Genomic DNA, 19,965 nt, shown 5'->3' on the forward strand with positions numbered 1-19,965 from the left:
CGCCCCCTGTAAATAAATGATGCTTTTTTAGTCAAAAATCAGTCGCCGGAAGGTTTCACCTTTCGGCGACTTGTTGCACACTGAGGTGATGACGTTTGGCACACCGTGGCTCGTGAGACTAAGAGGTATAATATGACCAGTTCGGATCTTTTGGTGTACTGCATGGCGAAGAGTGGCGCAGAGCAAAGCGTACACAGCGACTGGAAAGCGACGCAGATTAAGGTCGCGGATGTGCTTTTCGCGATGATCAAAGAGGTGGAAGAACGCCCGGCGGTGTCGTTGAAAACCAGCCCTGAGCTGGCAGAACTGCTGCGCCAGCAGCACAGCGATGTGCGTCCCAGCCGTCATCTCAATAAAGCGCACTGGAGCACGGTTTACCTCGACGGCACGTTGCCGGATTCGCAAATTTACTACCTGGTGGATGCCTCGTATCAGCAGGCAATCACGCTACTGCCGGAACAAACCCGGCAGCAGCTAGTGAAATGACTACTTCAGCATCGGTTTAAGGAAACGCGCCGTATGTGAGGCTTCGCATTCGGCGACGGTTTCTGGCGTGCCGGAGACGAGAATCTCCCCGCCGCCGCTGCCGCCTTCCGGGCCGAGGTCAACAATCCAGTCGGCGGTTTTGATCACATCAAGGTTGTGCTCAATTACCACGATGGTGTTGCCCTGGTCGCGCAACTGGTGCAGCACTTCCAGCAGTTGCTGAATATCCGCGAAATGCAGGCCGGTGGTCGGCTCATCAAGAATGTACAGCGTCTGCCCGGTACCGCGTTTGGAGAGCTCACGCGCCAGTTTGACGCGCTGGGCTTCACCACCCGATAGCGTCGTCGCCGCCTGGCCGAGACGAATGTAGGTCAGGCCGACATCCATCAGGGTTTGCAGCTTACGCGCCAGCGCCGGTACAGCATCGAAGAACTCACGTGCTTCTTCGATGGTCATATCCAGCACTTCGTGGATGGTTTTGCCTTTGTACTTAATCTCCAGCGTTTCGCGGTTATAGCGTTTGCCTTTGCACTGGTCACACGGCACGTAGATATCCGGCAGGAAGTGCATTTCGACTTTGATCACGCCATCGCCCTGACACGCTTCGCAGCGCCCGCCGCGTACGTTAAAGCTGAAACGCCCCGGCGTATAGCCGCGCGCGCGTGATTCCGGCACGCCCGCAAACAACTCACGCACAGGCGTAAAGACGCCGGTGTAGGTTGCCGGGTTAGAGCGCGGCGTACGGCCAATTGGGCTTTGGTCGATGTCGATGACTTTGTCGAAGTGCTCGAGCCCCTGAACATCGCGATACGGCGCAGGTTCGGCGATAGTTGCGCCATTAAGCTGGCGCTGAGCAATCGGGAACAAGGTGTCGTTAATCAGCGTTGATTTACCGGAACCGGATACCCCGGTGACGCAGGTAAACAGGCCGACGGGCAGCGTCAACGTGACATCTTTCAGGTTGTTGCCGCGCGCGCCGCTCAGTTTCAGGACTTTTGCCGGGTCCGCGGGGACACGATTTTTCGGCACGTCGATTTTTCGTTTGCCGCTCATGAACTGGCCGGTTAACGACTCTGGCACTGCCATGATGTCGTCCAGCGTCCCTTCCGCGACAACCTGACCACCGTGTACACCCGCGCCCGGTCCGATGTCGATCACGTGGTCAGCGGCGCGAATGGCGTCTTCGTCGTGTTCGACCACGATCACCGTGTTACCGAGGTTACGCAGGTGAATCAATGTGCCGAGCAGACGTTCGTTGTCGCGCTGGTGCAGGCCGATGGAAGGCTCATCCAGCACGTACATCACGCCGACTAACCCTGCGCCAATCTGGCTTGCCAGACGGATACGCTGGGCTTCACCGCCGGAAAGGGTTTCTGCCGAGCGGGAGAGCGTCAGGTAGTTCAGGCCAACGTTGACCAAAAACTTCAGGCGATCGCCAATCTCTTTCAGCACTTTTTCAGCGATTTTCGCGCGCTGGCCGGAAAGTTTCAGATTATTGAAGAAGTCCATCGCATGGCCGATGCTCATGTCGGAGATGGTCGGCAGCGGAGTGTTTTCAACGTACACGTGGCGCGCTTCGCGGCGCAGACGCGTGCCGTCGCAGCTGGTGCATGGACGGTTGCTGATGAATTTCGCCAGCTCTTCGCGCACCGCGCTGGATTCCGTCTCTTTGTAGCGGCGTTCCATGTTGTGCAGCACGCCTTCAAACGGATGACGACGCACGGAGGTATCGCCGCGATCGTTCATATATTTGAATTCGATAGATTCTTTACCGGAACCGTACAGCACCACTTTCTGCACTGACGCATTAAGGCTGCCCCACGGCGCTTCAACGTCGAAATCATAATGCTCCGCCAGCGAGCGCAGCATCTGGAAATAGTAGAAATTACGGCGATCCCAACCGCGAATCGCGCCACCCGCCAGCGACAGCTCCGGGTTCTGAATGATGCGATCCGGGTCGAAATATTGCTGCACGCCCAGACCGTCACAGGTTGGGCACGCGCCCGCCGGGTTGTTGAACGAGAACAGACGCGGTTCCAGTTCGCTCATGCTATAGCCGCAAATCGGGCAGGCGAAGTTGGCGGAGAAGAGCAGTTCGTCCGCTTTCGGATCGTCCATATCGGAGACGATCGCCGTGCCGCCGGAAAGCTCCAGCGCGGTTTCAAACGACTCGGCCAGACGCTGCGCCAGGTCTTCGCGCACCTTGAAGCGGTCGATAACCACTTCAATGGTGTGTTTCTTTTGCAGTTCCAGCGTCGGCGGATCGGACAGGTCACACACTTCGCCATCGATACGCGCGCGGATATAGCCCTGGCTTGCCAGATTTTCCAGCGTTTTGGTGTGCTCGCCTTTACGCTCTTTAATGATAGGCGCCAGCAGCATCAGGCGTTTGCCTTCCGGCTGCGTCAGCACGTTGTCTACCATCTGGCTGACGGTTTGCGCCGCCAACGGCACGTCGTGATCGGGGCAGCGCGGCTCGCCTACGCGCGCATACAGCAGACGCAGGTAGTCGTGAATTTCGGTAATGGTCCCGACCGTGGAACGCGGGTTATGGGAGGTCGACTTCTGCTCAATAGAGATAGCAGGCGACAGCCCTTCAATATGATCGACATCCGGCTTCTCCATCAGCGACAGGAACTGGCGCGCATACGCAGAAAGCGATTCGACGTAGCGACGCTGCCCCTCGGCGTAAAGGGTGTCGAAAGCCAGTGAAGATTTGCCAGACCCCGACAGCCCGGTAACGACAATCAGTTTGTCGCGCGGGATGATGAGGTTGATATTTTTGAGATTGTGGGTGCGGGCGCCCCGAACTTCGATCTTATCCATTTACCTTTCCCGGTAGAGACTCGGCTTGCCAGATTTGCTTGAAGGACAAACGGCGGAAACGGCTAATTATGACACAACTCACCCTGAATGAATATACAGTGGTGGAATGTGCATTCCATTGTTGAGTGTAAGATATTCAACGTAAACGAGTTTAGTGGAATCACCGTCGCATGCTATCAAAACGCCTCTTTGAAATGCTACAATCGCGCGTTTACACTATTAAGAAACACATTCAGGAGAGACAATCATGGCCAGCAGAGGCGTAAACAAGGTGATTCTCGTCGGTAATCTGGGCCAGGACCCGGAAGTACGCTACATGCCGAATGGTGGCGCAGTTGCCAACATTACGCTGGCTACTTCCGAATCCTGGCGTGATAAAGCGACCGGTGAAATGAAAGAGCAGACTGAATGGCACCGTGTTGTGCTGTTCGGCAAACTCGCGGAAGTTGCGGGTGAATACCTGCGTAAAGGCTCTCAGGTTTATATTGAAGGCCAGCTGCGTACCCGTAAATGGACCGATCAGTCCGGCGTTGAAAAATACACCACCGAAGTGGTCGTCAACGTTGGCGGCACCATGCAGATGCTGGGTGGCCGTCAGGGCGGTGGCGCACCGGCAGGTGGTCAGGGTCAGCAGCAGGGCGGTTGGGGCCAGCCTCAGCAGCCGCAGGGCGGCAACCAGTTCAGCGGCGGCGCGCAGTCTCGCCCGCAGCAGCAGGCCGCTCCGGCACCGTCTAACGAACCGCCGATGGATTTCGACGACGATATCCCGTTCTGATTTTCAGACATAAAAAAACCTGCGAAAGCAGGTTTTTTTATGGATAAAATTTTTATCAGGTCAACACCATCGGCCATTCTGGCGGTGTCTGGCTCATCACTTCCACCATCACCTCTTTGATGTTATTGCAGATAGTCGCAATATCCACCATCGTAATTCCCAGCAACCCCGTTGCGAACCAGCAGGCCGACGCCACGCCCAGCGCGCTACAAATCACCGCGAGGCCCGCGTAATCAGCTTTGCGTAAGCGGATTTTCAGAGTACTGGCAAGGAACATCAGAATGGCGCTGAAAAGCGGCCAGCGTAACAGTACGACACCTGTAGAGATAGAAACCATGAGACCTTATCCTCAGAGATAAACGGTATGCCCTGACAGCGCGGCGTTCTCACGGAGGTGTAGTCCACTCTGGCTATCGACAGGCATTCACAAATGATATGAAACGCTGTTTTTGTTTCACTCTATAGTGTGAACTATATCACAATTGCTGTTTTATTCACCAGAGGTAAACGCAGCAAATTGCGCCATTTATCGCTGACAATAGTTACATAAGGAAAGGGCTCTGTTTTACCTGTAGGCCGGATAAGCGCAGCGCTATCCGGCGTGATACTCATGCTGACAGACGGTGGCGATAGTCGCTCGGCGTGCGGTCGAATTCACGGCGGAAAACACGTGAGAAGGTCTGCTGGGAAACATAACCCAGATCCATCGCAATATCGAAAATCGGGCGCTGGGTATTACGCAACTCCTGCGCAGCCAATAACAGACGACGCTGGCGAATGTAGTCGCCCAGCGTTTGATGCATCTCGGTGCGGAACATCCGTTGCAGATACCATTTCGAATACCCGGATTTTTTCGCCACGATATCAATGTTAAGTGGTTGATCGATATGTTCATCTATCCATTCGATAAGCGTTTGAATAATTTCCCGATGGGACATAAGGCTCTCCCCGTTGTCTATTTTTGCTTCAACTTTTGTCTTGCTGGCGAGTATAATTCCTCAAGTTAACTTGAGGTAAAGCAGAAAATGGAAAAAAAACCAACGCGCATTAAAACGCTGCTCACGCCGGGTGAAGTCGCCAGACGTACCGGGGTTGCCGTCTCCGCTTTGCACTTCTATGAGAGCAAAGGGCTCATCCGCAGCCAGCGCAACGCGGGCAACCAGCGGCGATACAAACGTGACGTGCTGCGCTATGTAGCAATCATTAAAATCGCGCAGCGGCTGGGCATTCCGCTTGCCACGATCGGCGAGTCGCTGGGCGTGGTGCCAGAAGGGCATACGCTGGGGCAAAAAGACTGGAAACGGCTGACCACTCAGTGGCGTCAGGAGCTGGATAAACGCATTCACTCGATGGAAGCGCTACGCGATCAGCTTGATGGCTGCATCGGTTGCGGCTGTATGTCGCTGCGTGACTGCCCGCTGCGCAACCCTGGCGACAAACTGGGGGAAGAAGGAACGGGCGCACGCCTGCTGGAAGACGAATAAAAAACGAAAGCGCCACAACTGGGCGCTTTCGTATGTTCCGGTCTTTGTCTTTCGCTCTATCCCACTGGTTCATGGGAGGGTTTCCCCCGACATCAGCATCCCTCGGTCGAGCTACGGGTTGGAGGTTCCGGTTTGTGCTGACACTTTAAGTCTACCTCTCCTCCCCCTGTTCGCCAGTCGGATTGACGTTTTTTTCGCCGCAATTTTTACGGGGATTGCCGTCTGTTCCTATAGTTAATTTGAACAAACCTGCGGAGAAAACCATGTTAACCGTCCACCATCTGAATCAATCCCGCTCGCAGCGCGTGCTCTGGGCGCTGGAAGAGTTGAACCTGCCTTACCAGATTATCCGCTATCAGCGCGGGGCTGATATGCTGGCTCCTGACTCTCTGAAAAAAATCCATCCGCTGGGTAAATCGCCGATTGTCGAGAATGACGGCCACGTTATCGCTGAATCTGGCGCGATCCTCGAATATCTCCAGGAAATCGGCGATCCCGAAAGCCGCTTTAAACCGCAGGATATCGAAGGCAAATTGCAGTATCGCTTCTGGCTGCACTATGCCGAAGGCTCGTTGATGTCGCTCATGATGATCAAGCTGGTTTTGCAGATGCTGGGCAAATCCCCGGTGCCGTTGGGGTTGCGCACGGTGGGAAAAGTGCTGGGAACGGGCGTTCAGAAAGCCTGGCTGAATAATCAGATTGCCACGCATGCCGGGTTTATCGAGTCGCATCTTGCGAAAACGCCGTGGTTTGCGGGGGAAAACCCGAGCATGGCGGACATCCAGATGAGTTTTCCACTGTTTGCGCTGCTTTCTCGCGGCGGGATACCGTCTCTGCCCAATATCGCCGCATGGAAGGCGCGTGTGGAAGCGCGTCCGGCCTGGCAGCAGGCGATTGAAAAGGGCGGTCCCTTTTCTCTGCCCGGCGAGTAGCGCCCGATTTGCAACGAAATTGTTGTCGGATTGCGCATGAACGATAACGTTTGCGCACAGGTTGGCGATTTCTTCATCGTCATAAGCGAAATTTAGCGAAATGGCGTAAACATCAGTTGAAAATGGTGCCATAAAAACCAGATAATCGTTTGCCTTAAAATTCTGACGCCTTCTTCTGGCATTTTTGACGTTTTATGCTTAGTCAATTTGCCGGAGTCGTCCAGAAAGTACCCATTCTGCATGTGCAGCGTGGAAGGTAACGCTCAACCGTTTTGTATGCGCGGAGTTAAACGTTTGCTTTTTTGCGGCTCCCCTTTGCCGCGAGGTTTAAGCACAAGGAGATGACGTTTAACTGTCAGTGGATGCTCCACCACGTATGCGAACGAATGATAAAAATTTTCAGGGGATGTTTTCTATGTCTACGCCTTCAGCGCGTACCGGCGGTTCACTCGACGCCTGGTTTAAAATTTCTGCTCGTGGTAGCTCCGTTCGTCAGGAGATTGTCGCCGGTCTTACCACCTTCCTGGCGATGGTCTATTCCGTTATCGTCGTGCCGGGGATGCTGGGCAAAGCGGGCTTCCCGCCTGCTGCGGTCTTCGTAGCCACCTGTCTGGTGGCGGGTGTCGGCTCCATCGTGATGGGCCTGTGGGCGAACCTGCCGCTGGCTATTGGCTGTGCTATCTCACTGACCGCGTTCACCGCGTTCAGTCTGGTGCTGGGCCAGCATATCAGCATTCCGGTCGCGCTCGGCGCGGTCTTCCTGATGGGGGTTCTGTTCACCATTATTTCTGCGACGGGCATCCGTAGCTGGATTTTGCGCAATTTGCCGCAGGGCATCGCGCACGGCACCGGTATCGGTATCGGCCTGTTCCTGCTGCTGATTGCGGCAAACGGCGTTGGCCTGGTGATTAAGAACCCGCTGGATGGTCTGCCGGTTGCGCTGGGTCACTTCGCCAGCTTCCCGGTGATTATGTCGCTGGTCGGTCTGGCGATGATTATCGGCCTCGAAAAACTGAAAGTACCGGGCGGCATCCTGCTGACCATCATCGGTGTGTCGATTGTCGGCCTGATTTTCGACCCGAATGTACACTTCTCCGGTTTCTTCGCCATGCCTTCTCTGAGCGATGACAACGGTAACTCCCTGATTGGCAGCCTGGATATTATGGGCGCGCTCAACCCGATCGTGCTGCCAAGCGTACTGGCGCTGGTGATGACGGCGGTGTTCGATGCCACCGGCACCATTCGTGCCGTAGCGGGTCAGGCTAACCTGCTGGACAAAGACGGGCAGATCATCAACGGCGGCAAAGCGCTGACCACTGACTCCCTGAGCAGCGTGTTCTCCGCGTTTGTTGGCGCAGCGCCAGCGGCAGTGTATATCGAATCTGCGGCCGGTACGGCGGCGGGCGGCAAAACGGGCTTGACGGCGATCACCGTCGGCGTTCTGTTCCTGTTGATCCTGTTCCTCTCTCCGCTTTCTTACCTGGTTCCGGCCTATGCCACCGCTCCGGCGCTGATGTACGTCGGCCTGCTGATGCTAAGCAACGTGGCGCGCATCGATTTCAACGACTTTGTTGATGCGATGTCTGGCCTGATTACCGCCGTTTTCATCGTGCTGACCTGTAACATCGTGACCGGCATTATGATTGGTTTCGCTACGCTGGTGATTGGCCGCGTGGTATCGGGCGAATGGCGTAAGCTGAACGTTGGCACTATCGTGATTGCGGTGGCGCTGGTGGCGTTTTATGCGGGCGGCTGGGCGATTTAAATCGTTCGGGCCTTAAAAGAAATGGGTGGCGAAAGCTGCCCATTTTTTTTCATTTTAAGGATCGTCTCGTTTCCTTTTGCGTTACTCTGGTATGCGTATGATACAGAGGCATGACGCTTCATATTTTACGTTCCATATAATAAGACAACGCTGCAAACAGGGATCGCATGGAAATATTCTTCACCATACTCATCATGACCCTCGTGGTCTCGCTCTCCGGGGTTGTAACCCGTGTCTTGCCATTTCAGGTGCCGCTGCCGCTGATGCAGATCGCCATCGGTGCGCTGCTGGCGTGGCCGACCTTCGGCCTGCACGTGGAGTTCGACCCGGAGCTGTTCCTCGTTCTGTTTATTCCGCCGCTGCTGTTCGCCGATGGCTGGAAAACGCCGACCCGCGAGTTCCTTGAACACGGGCGCGAAATCCTCGGCCTGGCCCTTGCGCTGGTGCTGGTGACGGTGGTTGGTATTGGTTTCCTGATTTACTGGCTGGTGCCAGGGATCCCACTGGTGCCTGCGTTCGCGCTGGCGGCGGTGCTGTCGCCGACCGATGCGGTGGCGCTCTCCGGGATTGTCGGTGAAGGGCGCATTCCGAAGAAAATCATGGGCATCTTGCAGGGCGAAGCGTTGATGAACGATGCTTCTGGCCTGGTCTCGCTGAAATTTGCCGTGGCAGTTGCCATGGGCACGATGGTCTTTACCGTTGGCGGCGCGACGCTGGAATTTATGAAAGTGGCGATTGGCGGCATCCTGGCCGGTTTTGTGGTCAGCTGGCTGTATGGTCGCTCGCTGCGCTTCCTGAGCCGCTGGGGCGGCGATGAGCCTGCAACGCAAATCGTGCTGCTGTTCCTGCTGCCGTTCGCGTCTTATCTGATTGCGGAACACGTCGGCGTTTCCGGTATCCTCGCGGCGGTTGCGGCGGGGATGACCATCACCCGTTCCGGCGTGATGCGTACCGCGCCGCTGGCGATGCGTCTGCGTGCCAACAGCACCTGGGCGATGCTGGAGTTCGTGTTTAACGGCATGGTGTTCCTGCTGTTGGGCCTGCAATTACCCGGCATTCTCGAAACATCGCTGGTGGCCGCAGAAGCAGATCCGAACGTTGAAATCTGGATGCTGTTTACCGACATTCTGCTGATTTATGCGGCGCTGATGCTGGTACGCTTTGGCTGGCTGTGGACGATGCAGCGCTTCAGCCAACGCTTCCTGAAGAAAAAACCGATGGAGTTCGGGAGCTGGTCAACGCGCGAGCTGGCCATTGCCTCCTTCGCCGGGGTGCGCGGGGCGATTACCCTTGCCGGTGTGCTCTCCATCCCGCTGCTGCTACCCGATGGCAACGTCTTCCCGGCACGCTATGAGCTGGTGTTCCTGTCGGCAGGCGTCATTCTCTTCTCACTGTTTGTCGGCGTGATTATGCTGCCGATTCTGCTGCGCCACGTTGAAGTTCGTGATCTGCCGCAGCAGCAAAAAGAGGAGCGTCTGGCCCGGTCCGCAACGGCGGAAGTGGCGATTGTCGCGATTCAGAAGATGGAAGAACGACTGGCGGCGGATACGCAGGAGAACATTGATAACCAGTTGCTGACGGAAGTCAGTTCCCGCGTGATTGGTAACCTGCGTCGCCGCGCCGATGGGCGTAATGACGTGGAAACCTCAATGCTGGAAGAGCAGCTGGAACGTCGTTTCCGCCTGGCGGCGCTGCGTTCAGAGCGCGGGGAGCTGTATCACCTGCGTGCGACAAGGCAGATCAGTAATGAGACGTTGCAGAAACTTCTGCATGACCTTGATTTGCTGGAAGCGCTGTTGATTGAAGGTGAGTGATGCCCCTCACCCCGGCCCTCTCCCACAGGGAGAGGGAGACAACCGGCGCTGTTCTGTCATTTATCTGCGAGCGGTTCCCTCTCCCTGTGGGAGAGGGTTAGGGTGAGGGTTGCCTACTTCGGTAACCAAAACCCTTCGCAGCACTTCAGCCACGCCTGAGCGCTGTGCGACAAATACACCCCTTCGCGCCAGATCATGCCCAGTTGCCAGTGCAGTTCGCTCTCGAGCGGCAGCCAGCGCAGCGTTTTCGCATCCAGCCTTTCGCAAATCGGTTCCGGTAAAATCGCCACGCCGACACCCGCCTGGACCATCGCCGCGAGGAAATCCCATTGGCCGCTGCGCACCGCGATACGCGGCTTCACGTTATGTTGATTAAACAGATGCATCAACTGACGACTCAGCGCGAAATCTTCGTTATAGATAAGCAAAGGATGTGCCGCGAGCTGCTCCGGGGAAACCGACGTCTGTTCCAGCCACTCGCCGGAACGGGGAACCAGCACGCAAAGCGGGTGGCTGAATAGCGGCAATGTCGCAAGGCCGCTCTCTTCTTCCACCGGCAGCGCGGTCATGGCTAAATCAAGTTCGCCGTTCATCACCGCCTGCTGCACCGTCAGCCCGCCGAATTCGGACACTTTGAGTTCTACGCCGGGGTAGCGCTGGCGAAACAGGCTGATAGGCCCGGCCATCATCATGCCGACCATGGGCGGGATGCCGAGGCGCAACTGGCCTTTGTTGAGATGGTTGATATCGGTCAGTTCGGCTTCCAGTTGGCGGAATTCGTCGAGGATCACCAGCCCGCGTTCAAACACTACCTGCCCGGTATCGGTGAGCAGTAATTTGCGTCCGTCGCGGATAAGCAGGGTGCTGTTGAGTTCATCTTCAAGGTTTTTCAGCATCTTGCTGATGGTGGGCTGCGTAACGAAGAGTTTCTCCGCCGCGCGGGTAAAGCTTTGCTGACGTACCACTTCAACGAAATAGCGCAGCGTTCTGATGTCCATGATTATGCCTCGAAACTATACCTGCGATGAGTTTAATTCATTTCTGCCATCCTCGTGCGCTCACTATACTGTGCGTCTCTGATTTTTTCTGGACACTCCTTTCATGGCTGAGGCCTTAGGGCGCGTGATGCCCTCCGTTTTGCAACGTCTTCAGGTGCCGGTGCAGGTCATTCTGTATGCGGGGCTGTTTGTTTTTGCTGAATATCTGGTGAACTGGCTGAATCTGCCGCTGCCCGCCAATCTGGTGGGGATGGTGCTGATGCTGGCGTTGATTGTCTGCCATATTGTGCCGCTGAAGTGGGTGCGCGCGGGCTCGCGCTGGCTGCTGGCCGAAATGCTGCTCTTCTTCGTGCCAGCCGTGGTGGCGGTGGTGAATTATGCACAACTGCTGATGGTTGATGGCTGGCGCATTTTCCTGGTGATTGCGCTCAGCACCATGATGGTGCTCGGGGCGACGGCGTGGGTGGTGGATAAAGTCTATCGCTACGAACTGAAGCGGATGCGCCATGAGTAACTTTCAGCTGAGCGTGCTGTGCCTCGCCATTACGCTGGTGCTCTATTTCGCCAACAAACGGCTCTATCGCCGCTTTCGCAAACTGCCGCTGATGCCGCTGGTGTTAACGCCGGTTCTGCTGGTGCTAATGCTGGTGTTCGGTCATATCTCCTATCAAAACTATATGGGCGAAGCGCACTGGCTGCTGTGGCTATTGGGTCCGGCGACCATCGCGTTTGCCGTGCCGGTGTATGACAATCTGGCGATCATCAAGCGACACTGGATGTCGCTTTCCGCCGGGGTGATTACCGCAACGGTGGTGGCCGTGACCAGTTCCGTGTGGCTGGCACGATTATTTACGCTGCCCGATGAAATTCAGCGCAGCCTGGCGGTGCGCTCGGTGACCACACCGTTTGCGCTGGCGGCGGCCAAACCGCTCGGCGGGCAGCCGGATCTGGTCGCGTTGTTCGTGGTGGTGACCGGCGTCTTTGGCATGGCGATTGGCGATGTACTGTTTTTACGCCTCTCCATTCGTGAAGGCATGGCGAAGGGCGCAGGATTTGGCGCCGCGTCGCACGGCGCCGGAACCGCGCGCTCCTACGAGCTGGGCCCGCAGGAGGGCGTGGTGGCAAGCCTGGTGATGATGCTGTCAGGCGTGGTGATGGTGCTGGTTGCGCCGCTGGTGGGCTGGGTGATGTTTTAAAAATTAACGGTTCAACCGCCGGACAATACGCTCAACCTGCTGACGGAATGTGACGGCAACCTGCGCAGGCGTCTGGCCGCCATGATCCATTTTCTCGCGCGCCGCAGTGAACTGATCCACCACCTGCAAATCCTCAATGTAAGGTGTCGCAACGGCGGTTGTGGGCAATGATTGTGCCTGGCGCAGCCCGGCAACGACCGGGTCGTTCGGATCAATCGTGCCGTTGTCGGTCAATATTTTCTCTGCGGTTTTACTCAGCGGAATCCCGCGCTCGAGCCCTAATGCTTCCACCGCCTGCGGGTCATTCAGCAGGAAGTTGATAAGCGTTGCGGCTTCCTGCGGATGACGGGTCGATTTCGATATGGAGAACATCTGCGCGGTTTTAAAATAGACACCAGAATCACGTGCTCCCGGCTGCATAACATAATCGCCTAACACCAGTTTGGCGGGCGGTGTCATGTTATTGATATACATGCGGATAGAGATATTCCAGGTAAACGTACCGCCCCATTCGCCGGTGATCCAGGGCTTCATCTCATAGAGATTGCCTTTGCCATAAGAGGACATCGTTTTTGGCCCTGGAATAACGTGATCGTCGCTGAGACGTTTCACAAAAGAAAAAGCCTCTTGCCACTGCGCGTCATTCCAGGTGAATTTACCACTGGGGTCAAACATCGGTTTACTGTATTTCTGCATCATCCACGCGTTGAGTAGTAAAATAACATCCTGATCAACCATCGCATACGGATAATAGTTTTCCCCTAACGTGCTGCGAAAGGTTTTCCCCGCCGCAAAAAGTTCATCCCAGTTCTTTGGATACGCCAGCCCCGCTTTTTTCCAGGTGACATCGTTGTAATAAAACACCGGGGCATTCACCGAAATCGGCAGACCATTAAGTTTACCTTTCACGGTGGTGGAATTGAGATCGCCCGGCGCGTACTGCGCCAAATCCAGCACCTCTTTCAGCTTATTTAAATCGTAATAGCCTTCGCCATTTTTAGAGAAAATAATCAGCCATGGCCAGTTGGTTTGCATGACATCGGGCTCGGTACCGCTCGCCATTTGCGTGGTTAAACGCGAAAGATGGCCATCCCAGCCGGTATATTCCGCCTTTACTTTTATATCGGGGTATTTTTGTTCAAACGCGGCGATAGCCTTTAACGTTGACTGATGACGGCTGTTGCCGCCCCACCAGGACATGCGTAATTCCACGGGCTGCGCCCAGGCGGTGGTGCAGGACATTAAAAGGGTTGCGATAACACCTGTAGCTATTTTATTCATTATCGACTCCGAAACAGAGAAGCAGGTGAGTAACAGCAAAATACTAACCAGAGGTCTCGGCGCGGCAGGTCGCCGCGCCGTGGTGATTAACGTTTGGTCAGGCGGGAAACGAGTTCAAACTCTTTAAAATTGACCGGGCGCTGCTGCTGCATCGAAATATTCCCGGCAATTCCGGTGAGAATGGACATCGCCCCGGCCCGGTGGTCGGCGGCGCGTTGTAGCGGGTCGTTGCCCGGCACGCCGAACAGATCCGCCAGCATGGCGTTATCGCCACCGCCGTGGCCGCCTTCGCCGAGGGTGAAATCCGCTTTCCACGGCTCGGCAAACATCGGGAAGACGGTGATATCACACAGCTCCAGGCTGCCTTCGTTCTCGCGTTTGCCGCCCGCGTTAACGTAGGATTTCTCGATGATTTTCATCTCCAGACGCCCTTCGGTACCGTTGAACACCACGTTCAGCCCTTCCCACGGTAAGTAAGCGTTCAGGGAGTAGGTGAGCTGTACCTGGTTCTGGTATTTCACCAGTACCGACATGGTATCTTCGATGGTAATGCCATCGCTGAAGACGCTCTGGTCACGGAAATAGTTATCTTCATGTTCGGCGTCCAGATAGAGCGCTTTAAGCTGTGCGTTTTCCGCCATTTCCAGTGCAAACGGATCGTTCTTCGCTTCCGCGTAGCCGTGAGTGCGTGGATAGAACTGCGTCACGCCGCGTTTTTCGGCGTTTTCTTTGCCGTAGAATTGCAGGCTGCCCTCGGCGTAAACGCGTTCCGGGTAGCTTGCCAGCCAAAAATTCATCAGATCGAAGTGGTGGGTGGATTTATGCACCAGCAGGCCGCCGCTGTTGCGTTTTTCGCGGTGCCAGCGGCGGAAATAGTCTGCCCCGTGTTCAGTGTTGAGCAGCCACTCGAAGTGCACTGATGTGACCTGACCGATCACGCCCTGCATCAGCAGTTCGCGCACCTTGCTGTGGTGTGGTGCATAGCGATAGTTGAACGCCACGCGCACGGTGTGCCCGGTTTCTTCAATGGCGTCCAGAATGCGCAGGGCGCGCTTCTCATCGATGGTCATCGGTTTTTCGGTGATTACATCGCAGCCCGCGTGCAGCGCTCGAACGATATAGTCATCATGCGTGCGGTCCATGGTGGTGACGATAATAATATCCGGACGGGTTTCGCGGATCATCTCCTCAAACTGCGCGGCTTTCCAGGTGGAAACGGGCTCGGCGCCTTCCTTTTGCAGCAGCGTATTGGCGTAATTCATGCGCGTCTGATTGGTATCGCAAAAGGCCACCAGTTTGGCATTTTCGCGCCATTGACCGCCGATAGCTGAAATATATAAACCTGCACGTCCTCCCGTGCCGACCAGCGCATATTTTTTCATTGTGTCCTCGATTATGATAAACGATCAAATAATGGCAGGATGTCGCGATGAAACGTATTCCCCACCAGTTGATGGAACTGAATAGCACCTTTATCTGGCACTGGCCCTGGTTTGTTCAGGGCGTGCAGAGTGCGAAACAGCATGGTTTCACCGGGATAATCCTGCACCAACAGGAACTGCTTTCTATTCTGGCTACGCCCTCGCCATTGAGTCAGAAACTGAATGTCGAGAACCTTATTCATCAGCAAAATTACGCGTTGCTGTATTTAAAACGAGTTGACCGTTATCTGGCCGACAATAATTTATCCTTCTGGCTTCAGGGTGAAGCCGCGCCGACGGATGACATTATTAAGCGCAAATTTCCCGAGATGGCTTTCGATGAAAAAAGCGCGCCCGATTTCTGGCCGCAGTTTTATGCGGCAATCATGCATCCGTTATTGCAGGCGTTGCCGCATCTGAGCGGTTTAATTCTCAGCCTGACCACGCCCGCGTTTCAGACCTCCGGCTGGCAGCGCAGCCTGCATTCCGTCTGGAGCCTGCTGCGCGGGCAGGGCAAGAAGCTGGTACTGCGCGACTTTATCGATGACAGCTGGCCGCGCCAGCAGCTCTCGAGCATTCTCGCGACCCTGCCGGGCGATGTGCGCGCCTCCATCAAAGCCACCGAGCTGGATTACCACCCCGGCTTCGCTAACCATCCCAATATCGCCACGCTGCCCGGCCACAATAAGTGGATCGAGTTTGACCTCTTCGGCACCGGCTACGGCTGGACGGCGCTACCGTGCTATCTCGCTGATGAAATCAGCGGTCGCCTGAGCTGGGCGCTGAGCGTGGCGGAATACGAAGTTGAAGCCATCACTTCCCGCGTCAGCTGGCAGTGGTTACCCGACAGCCGGGTGATGGACTCCGTCAACGCCATCAATCTGCTCGGCCTGTCGGCGGCGAATCAACTTCAGGAGGGCGCGCCCTCCACCTTCGAACGCTGGGTGGAGCAGCATCAGCTCCGTTTCCGTTCCGCGCAGGATAAACAACGTCTCGCCACATTGCTGCACACCAGCTATGACTGGTTGTGCAAAACGCCCAACCTGCTGGGGCGGCGTATGCACTATCAAAGCCAAATCCCCGAAAGCCTCGCTCAGGCGCAACAGCTGCTGCACATGGATACCCGCAGCGCCAACTGGATGCAGGCGTACCAGCCGCTGATGCCCACCGATGACCCGGCGCTTGGCAATGAGCAGCGGGAGCTGATCGCCCTTGAGAAAGAGACTGCTTGCTTCCTCGCCGCCAACGCCGTGCAGAGCCTGCGGGAACTGATGCCGCGCATCACCTGCCCGAACGATTCACTGGAGCAACTGCTCGCCGCCTGGCGTAGCGCCGAGGTCTACAGCCAGATGTTTTCCCGCGTCGCCGCCAGCGTGACGCTGCTCACCTGGCACGATCACTACGGTAGCGAGCCCTCTACCAGTACGCTTGCAGAACAGCAAAATGCGCTGCTGCGCTATGCCGATACGCTCGACCGCTGGCTGGAAACGCCGCCAGCGGGCAGCCCGCTGTTTTTGTCGATGTTGTTGAATCCTGAACGTCTGAGCCGTTTCGCTTACAGCCTGTCGATGGGGTAAGAATAGGGAGCGGTCTGCGAAAAGTCGCCAGTGGGGAGAGGGAAGAACAGGGATGTGGGACGGAAGGGGTAAAAAGTGTGATAAGTATGGCAGCTTGCGAAAAATCAATGTGATGCTGATCGTTTTTTAACGATCACAAAGCGTGATTTCAGTCACCCGACGCGGGCAGAAATGTGATCTGACGGTAGAGCACGTCCGGCAATAATAATTATCTCTACGAATAGATATAAAATAATAATAATCCAGCGAATAGATACTGATTTCAGATAATACGTTTTGTGACCGCTGGCGAATTAATTATCAAAACGGAACTCTACGCTGGTGGCGTTTTTCTGCTGTTAATGAAAACGGAAGCTTTTCTCAGGCATCGTGTCATGGAGACGGCGTAGCATGTTAACGTTCAATCAAAAATTAGTTCGGGATATTGATTTCCACATCAGGAAAATAAAAGACAACATTTATTCTCCGCTTGCTGAATTAACTGTTTACGGTTTTATCACGCCGGAACCAGTGCCGTTTTCACAGCGACAGCAGGGTAAATCTTTCGAATTCCGCATTGGGGAAAAATGGGGCGATTTATGGGACTGTGCGTGGGTTAACGTGCGCGGTACGTTGCCATCTGCCACGTATGAAAAAAATATCACTCTCTGTTTTGACTGCGGCGGTGAGGCGCTGATTGTTGATGGCAGCGGCGTACCGTTGCGGGGGTTGACCAATGTGGATTCGACGTTCGAGCGTAGCCTCGGCATGCCGGGAAAAACGGTCTGGCGACTTCCGGCAGAGTATTACCGCTCTGGCGAAGTGAATATCTGGATCGAGCTTGCCTGTAACGATCTCTTTGGTGCATCGACCGGCGGCGTGATGCTTCAGGCGCATCTTGCCCATTGCCGCGACGATCTGCGCGATCTCTATTATGACGCCTGGATATTGTTCGATTTGCTGAGCTGCCTGGATGCAAAATCACCACGGTATAAAGCGGTACTGGCGTGCCTGAACGATGCATTGAATGGGCTGGGCGATTTCAGTGAAGCGAGCGTTGCGCAGTGTCGGCAGGCGCTGGCAGAAGAGTTGAATAAGCAGGGCGGCGATCCTTCTCTCACCGTCACCGGCGTGGGCCATGCGCATATCGATCTCGCCTGGTTGTGGCCAATTCGGGAAACCAAACGCAAGGGCGCACGCACCTTTGCCACCGCGCTAGACCTGATGTCGCACTACGCCGACTATATTTTTGGCGCCAGTCAGCCGCAACTTTTTCAGTGGATCAAAGACGATCATCCCGAGCTTTATCAGCGGGTGAAACAGCATGTTCAGCAGGGACGTTTTGAAATTCAGGGTGATATGTGGGTGGAAGCAGACACCAACGTTCCGTCTGGCGAATCGCTGGTGCGGCAATTTCTCTATGGCCGCCAGTTCTTCCGCGAAGAATTCTCGCAAACCACGCGTATGCTCTGGCTGCCGGATGTGTTTGGCTATAACGCCAACCTGCCACAAATTATGCGCAAAAGCGGCGTCGATTACTTTATGACGCAAAAGCTCTCCTGGAACGAACACAATAAATTTCCGCATCATACCTTTACCTGGCAGGGTATCGATGGCAGTAGCGTACTGACGCACATGTTGCCGGAAGAGACTTACAACGGGCCCGCCGCGCCGCGCAGCATCCGCCGCATTGAAGAGGAGTATCGTGAGGCAGGCGTGTGCGATAGTGCGCTGATGCTGTTTGGCATCGGCGACGGTGGTGGCGGGCCGGGGCCGGAACATCTGGAACGTTTGCAGCGTATACGCAATCTCAGCGGTATTTCGCCGGTGAAGCAGGGCAAAGCGGTCGATTTTTTCCGCCATATCGAAAAAACGCAGCCGCGTTATCCACGGTACAAAGGCGAGCTTTATCTGGAGAAACATCAGGGCACGCTGACCTCGCAGGCCAACAATAAGCGCTTTAACCGAAAAATGGAGAACGCGCTGCGCGAACTGGAGTTTGTCGCCAGCCGCCAGTGGCTCTGTTGTCAGTCGGTCTATCCGACCGACGCGCTGCGCGCCCTGTGGCAGGAGACGCTGCTTTATCAGTTCCACGATATTTTACCGGGTTCCTCCATTAAGCGGGTTTATGATGAGTCCTGCGCGCGCTATCAGGCGATGCTTACGCAGGCACAAACTCTGACACAGCGCTATCTCGATGAATTCACTACCACTTTGGCCATTCCGCCAGGAAAAACGGTGGTGCATAATACCGTGGGATTTACCCGTGAAGCCTGGCTGGCGCAGCCGGACGGTTACCATCATGTGACGCTACCCGCATTCGGTTACGCGGTGCTGGGGGATGCGCAGTTCATACCGCCCATTTTGGCTACGCCGGATCATCTGGAGAACGCGTTGATCAGCGTGGATTTTAACGATCAGGGGCACATTGTGGCCTTTTTCGATAAACAGGCTCAGCGTCCGGTACTGCAACCCGGCAGCATCGGCAACCGGCTGGCGGTTTACGACGATATTTGCGCCGACTGCTGGGATATCAACATCACCTATCGCGACCGCCAGCCACAGGCGTTTACGCTGGTATCAAGCGCGGCGTATCAGGATGGGCCGCACGCGGTGGTCGAGCAGCATTATCGCTACGGTCAGTCGCAGCTGTGCCAGAAAATCAGCCTGCTGCCAGGAAGCAAGCGCCTCACTTTTGAAACGCACATAGCGTGGCATGAAGATCTGAAAATGCTCCGCACGTCATTTGTGACCGCGACGCCGAGCGATGACGTGAGCTGCGATATTCAGTTCGGTAAAATTCGTCGTCGGGCGTTGACCAATAACGTCTACGATGCCGCTCAGTTTGAGATTTGCGCCCACAAGTGGATCGACTATTCACAGCGGGATTACGGCGTGGCGCTGCTTAACGACGGCAAATACGGTCATTACGCCAAAGACGGTGTGCTGGACCTCAATCTGCTGCGTTCGCAAAATCATCCTGGCGTGGGGGCCGATCGCGGAGAACATACATTCTCCTACGCGCTGTTCCCGCACACCGGCGATGAAATTGAAGGGCTGGTGAATCGCGAGGCCATGCTGTTCAACAACCCGGTGCGAGTCAGCGTGAGCGAAGGGCGAACAGCGGAAAAAACCGTGGCGTTGCCTGACAGCTTTATTCACTGCGACTCGCCGCATATTTGCATCGAAACGGTGAAAAAAACCGAGCAGGGCGATCGGCTGGCCGTGCGTTTGTATGAGTTTGACGGCGTTCACGCTGCCACAACCATCACGCTGAATGCGCATATGGGCCACTGCAGCCTGAGCAATCTGATGGAAGAGGATGAAGAACCGCTAACGGTGAGCGACGGCTGCGTGAGCCTGACCTTTACGCCATTTGAAATCAAAACGTTGCTGATTGACGTAGCATAATAATAAAGCCCGGTCAGCAT

Annotated in this window: 16 protein-coding genes; 10 read left to right on the forward strand and 6 right to left on the reverse strand. The window is 55.5% G+C overall.

Going from position 1 to position 19,965, the window contains the following annotated elements:
* Nucleotides 1–132 precede the first annotated feature (132 nt).
* A complete protein-coding gene (locus tag AC1MKH_RS01445; protein ID WP_276222137.1) occupies nt 133–486 on the forward strand; it encodes an MmcQ/YjbR family DNA-binding protein in 354 nt (117 codons plus the stop codon).
* Here AC1MKH_RS01445 and uvrA read toward each other — a convergent pair whose 3' ends face one another.
* Nucleotides 487–3,312 (reverse strand): excinuclease ABC subunit UvrA, encoded by a 2,826-nt coding sequence (gene uvrA, locus AC1MKH_RS01450; RefSeq protein WP_276222135.1) that lies wholly within the window; start codon nt 3,310–3,312, stop codon nt 487–489.
* Nucleotides 3,313–3,559: 247 nt separating this feature from the next.
* Between uvrA and ssb1 the strand changes: the two genes are divergently transcribed.
* Complete coding sequence (gene ssb1 / locus AC1MKH_RS01455; protein WP_149461788.1) at nt 3,560–4,087, forward strand: single-stranded DNA-binding protein SSB1; 528 nt, start codon at nt 3,560–3,562, stop codon at nt 4,085–4,087.
* 55 nt (nt 4,088–4,142) lie between these two features.
* Here the strand turns inward: ssb1 and AC1MKH_RS01460 are convergent, their stop codons facing one another.
* Nucleotides 4,143–4,424: a YjcB family protein gene (locus AC1MKH_RS01460; RefSeq protein ID WP_015966314.1), complete on the reverse strand. Its 282-nt coding sequence runs from the start codon at nt 4,422–4,424 to the stop codon at nt 4,143–4,145.
* A gap of 271 nt (nt 4,425–4,695) precedes the next feature.
* Nucleotides 4,696–5,025, reverse strand: a complete 330-nt coding sequence (gene soxS, locus AC1MKH_RS01465; protein WP_276222132.1) for a superoxide response transcriptional regulator SoxS — start codon at nt 5,023–5,025, stop codon at nt 4,696–4,698.
* An 87-nt stretch (nt 5,026–5,112) separates the two neighbouring features.
* Here soxS and soxR point away from each other — a divergent pair, with 87 nt between their 5' ends.
* The 4 genes from soxR (at nt 5,113) to AC1MKH_RS01485 (ending at nt 10,082) form a co-directional block, all read left to right on the forward strand.
* Complete coding sequence (soxR, locus tag AC1MKH_RS01470) at nt 5,113–5,571, forward strand: redox-sensitive transcriptional activator SoxR (protein ID WP_015966312.1); 459 nt, start codon at nt 5,113–5,115, stop codon at nt 5,569–5,571.
* Nucleotides 5,572–5,834: 263 nt separating this feature from the next.
* Nucleotides 5,835–6,503: a glutathione S-transferase family protein gene (locus AC1MKH_RS01475; RefSeq protein ID WP_276222130.1), complete on the forward strand. Its 669-nt coding sequence runs from the start codon at nt 5,835–5,837 to the stop codon at nt 6,501–6,503.
* Between the two features lie 415 nt (nt 6,504–6,918).
* On the forward strand, nt 6,919–8,268 hold the full coding sequence (locus AC1MKH_RS01480; protein ID WP_276222128.1) for an NCS2 family permease: 1,350 nt from the start codon (nt 6,919–6,921) through the stop codon (nt 8,266–8,268).
* A gap of 167 nt (nt 8,269–8,435) precedes the next feature.
* Nucleotides 8,436–10,082 (forward strand): Na+/H+ antiporter, encoded by a 1,647-nt coding sequence (locus tag AC1MKH_RS01485; RefSeq protein WP_149461797.1) that lies wholly within the window; start codon nt 8,436–8,438, stop codon nt 10,080–10,082.
* A gap of 113 nt (nt 10,083–10,195) precedes the next feature.
* On the opposite strand, the gene AC1MKH_RS01490 is transcribed toward AC1MKH_RS01485, so the two are convergent.
* Nucleotides 10,196–11,080 (reverse strand): LysR family transcriptional regulator, encoded by an 885-nt coding sequence (locus AC1MKH_RS01490; protein WP_108476037.1) that lies wholly within the window; start codon nt 11,078–11,080, stop codon nt 10,196–10,198.
* A gap of 103 nt (nt 11,081–11,183) precedes the next feature.
* Between AC1MKH_RS01490 and AC1MKH_RS01495 the strand changes: the two genes are divergently transcribed.
* A complete protein-coding gene (locus tag AC1MKH_RS01495) occupies nt 11,184–11,594 on the forward strand; it encodes a CidA/LrgA family protein (RefSeq protein WP_015966301.1) in 411 nt (136 codons plus the stop codon).
* On the forward strand, nt 11,587–12,276 hold the full coding sequence (locus tag AC1MKH_RS01500) for an LrgB family protein (RefSeq protein ID WP_015966300.1): 690 nt from the start codon (nt 11,587–11,589) through the stop codon (nt 12,274–12,276). The genes AC1MKH_RS01495 and AC1MKH_RS01500 overlap by 8 nt, the downstream gene beginning before the upstream one ends.
* A gap of 3 nt (nt 12,277–12,279) precedes the next feature.
* On the opposite strand, the gene AC1MKH_RS01505 is transcribed toward AC1MKH_RS01500, so the two are convergent.
* Together AC1MKH_RS01505 and AC1MKH_RS01510 are read right to left on the reverse strand one after the other, a co-directional pair.
* Nucleotides 12,280–13,557 carry an ABC transporter substrate-binding protein gene (locus AC1MKH_RS01505; protein WP_327621892.1) on the reverse strand — a complete coding sequence of 426 codons (1,278 nt, stop codon included), beginning with the start codon at nt 13,555–13,557 and terminating at the stop codon, nt 12,280–12,282.
* Nucleotides 13,558–13,643: 86 nt separating this feature from the next.
* Nucleotides 13,644–14,939, reverse strand: a complete 1,296-nt coding sequence (locus tag AC1MKH_RS01510; protein ID WP_276222123.1) for a Gfo/Idh/MocA family protein — start codon at nt 14,937–14,939, stop codon at nt 13,644–13,646.
* Between the two features lie 47 nt (nt 14,940–14,986).
* Between AC1MKH_RS01510 and AC1MKH_RS01515 the strand changes: the two genes are divergently transcribed.
* Nucleotides 14,987–16,555, forward strand: coding sequence for a hypothetical protein (locus AC1MKH_RS01515; protein WP_276222121.1), 1,569 nt, complete (start codon nt 14,987–14,989; stop codon nt 16,553–16,555).
* 390 nt (nt 16,556–16,945) lie between these two features.
* Entirely contained in the window at nt 16,946–19,945 is a 3,000-nt protein-coding gene (locus AC1MKH_RS01520; RefSeq protein ID WP_276222119.1) for an alpha-mannosidase, read from the forward strand.
* Nucleotides 19,946–19,965 lie beyond the last annotated feature (20 nt).

This window comes from Pseudocitrobacter sp. CD920760, assembly GCF_057782505.1.

Coding starts and splice junctions, on each gene's coding strand:
- soxR (WP_015966312.1), top strand. CDS start 5,113: ATGGAAAAAAAACCAACGCGCATTAAAACGCTGCTCACGCCGGGTGAA.
- AC1MKH_RS01505 (WP_327621892.1), bottom strand. CDS start 13,557: ATGAATAAAATAGCTACAGGTGTTATCGCAACCCTTTTAATGTCCTGC.
- AC1MKH_RS01475 (WP_276222130.1), top strand. CDS start 5,835: ATGTTAACCGTCCACCATCTGAATCAATCCCGCTCGCAGCGCGTGCTC.
- AC1MKH_RS01490 (WP_108476037.1), bottom strand. CDS start 11,080: ATGGACATCAGAACGCTGCGCTATTTCGTTGAAGTGGTACGTCAGCAA.
- uvrA (WP_276222135.1), bottom strand. CDS start 3,312: ATGGATAAGATCGAAGTTCGGGGCGCCCGCACCCACAATCTCAAAAAT.
- AC1MKH_RS01510 (WP_276222123.1), bottom strand. CDS start 14,939: ATGAAAAAATATGCGCTGGTCGGCACGGGAGGACGTGCAGGTTTATAT.
- AC1MKH_RS01500 (WP_015966300.1), top strand. CDS start 11,587: ATGAGTAACTTTCAGCTGAGCGTGCTGTGCCTCGCCATTACGCTGGTG.
- AC1MKH_RS01460 (WP_015966314.1), bottom strand. CDS start 4,424: ATGGTTTCTATCTCTACAGGTGTCGTACTGTTACGCTGGCCGCTTTTC.
- AC1MKH_RS01495 (WP_015966301.1), top strand. CDS start 11,184: ATGGCTGAGGCCTTAGGGCGCGTGATGCCCTCCGTTTTGCAACGTCTT.
- AC1MKH_RS01485 (WP_149461797.1), top strand. CDS start 8,436: ATGGAAATATTCTTCACCATACTCATCATGACCCTCGTGGTCTCGCTC.
- soxS (WP_276222132.1), bottom strand. CDS start 5,025: ATGTCCCATCGGGAAATTATTCAAACGCTTATCGAATGGATAGATGAA.
- AC1MKH_RS01515 (WP_276222121.1), top strand. CDS start 14,987: ATGAAACGTATTCCCCACCAGTTGATGGAACTGAATAGCACCTTTATC.
- ssb1 (WP_149461788.1), top strand. CDS start 3,560: ATGGCCAGCAGAGGCGTAAACAAGGTGATTCTCGTCGGTAATCTGGGC.
- AC1MKH_RS01480 (WP_276222128.1), top strand. CDS start 6,919: ATGTCTACGCCTTCAGCGCGTACCGGCGGTTCACTCGACGCCTGGTTT.
- AC1MKH_RS01445 (WP_276222137.1), top strand. CDS start 133: ATGACCAGTTCGGATCTTTTGGTGTACTGCATGGCGAAGAGTGGCGCA.
- AC1MKH_RS01520 (WP_276222119.1), top strand. CDS start 16,946: ATGTTAACGTTCAATCAAAAATTAGTTCGGGATATTGATTTCCACATC.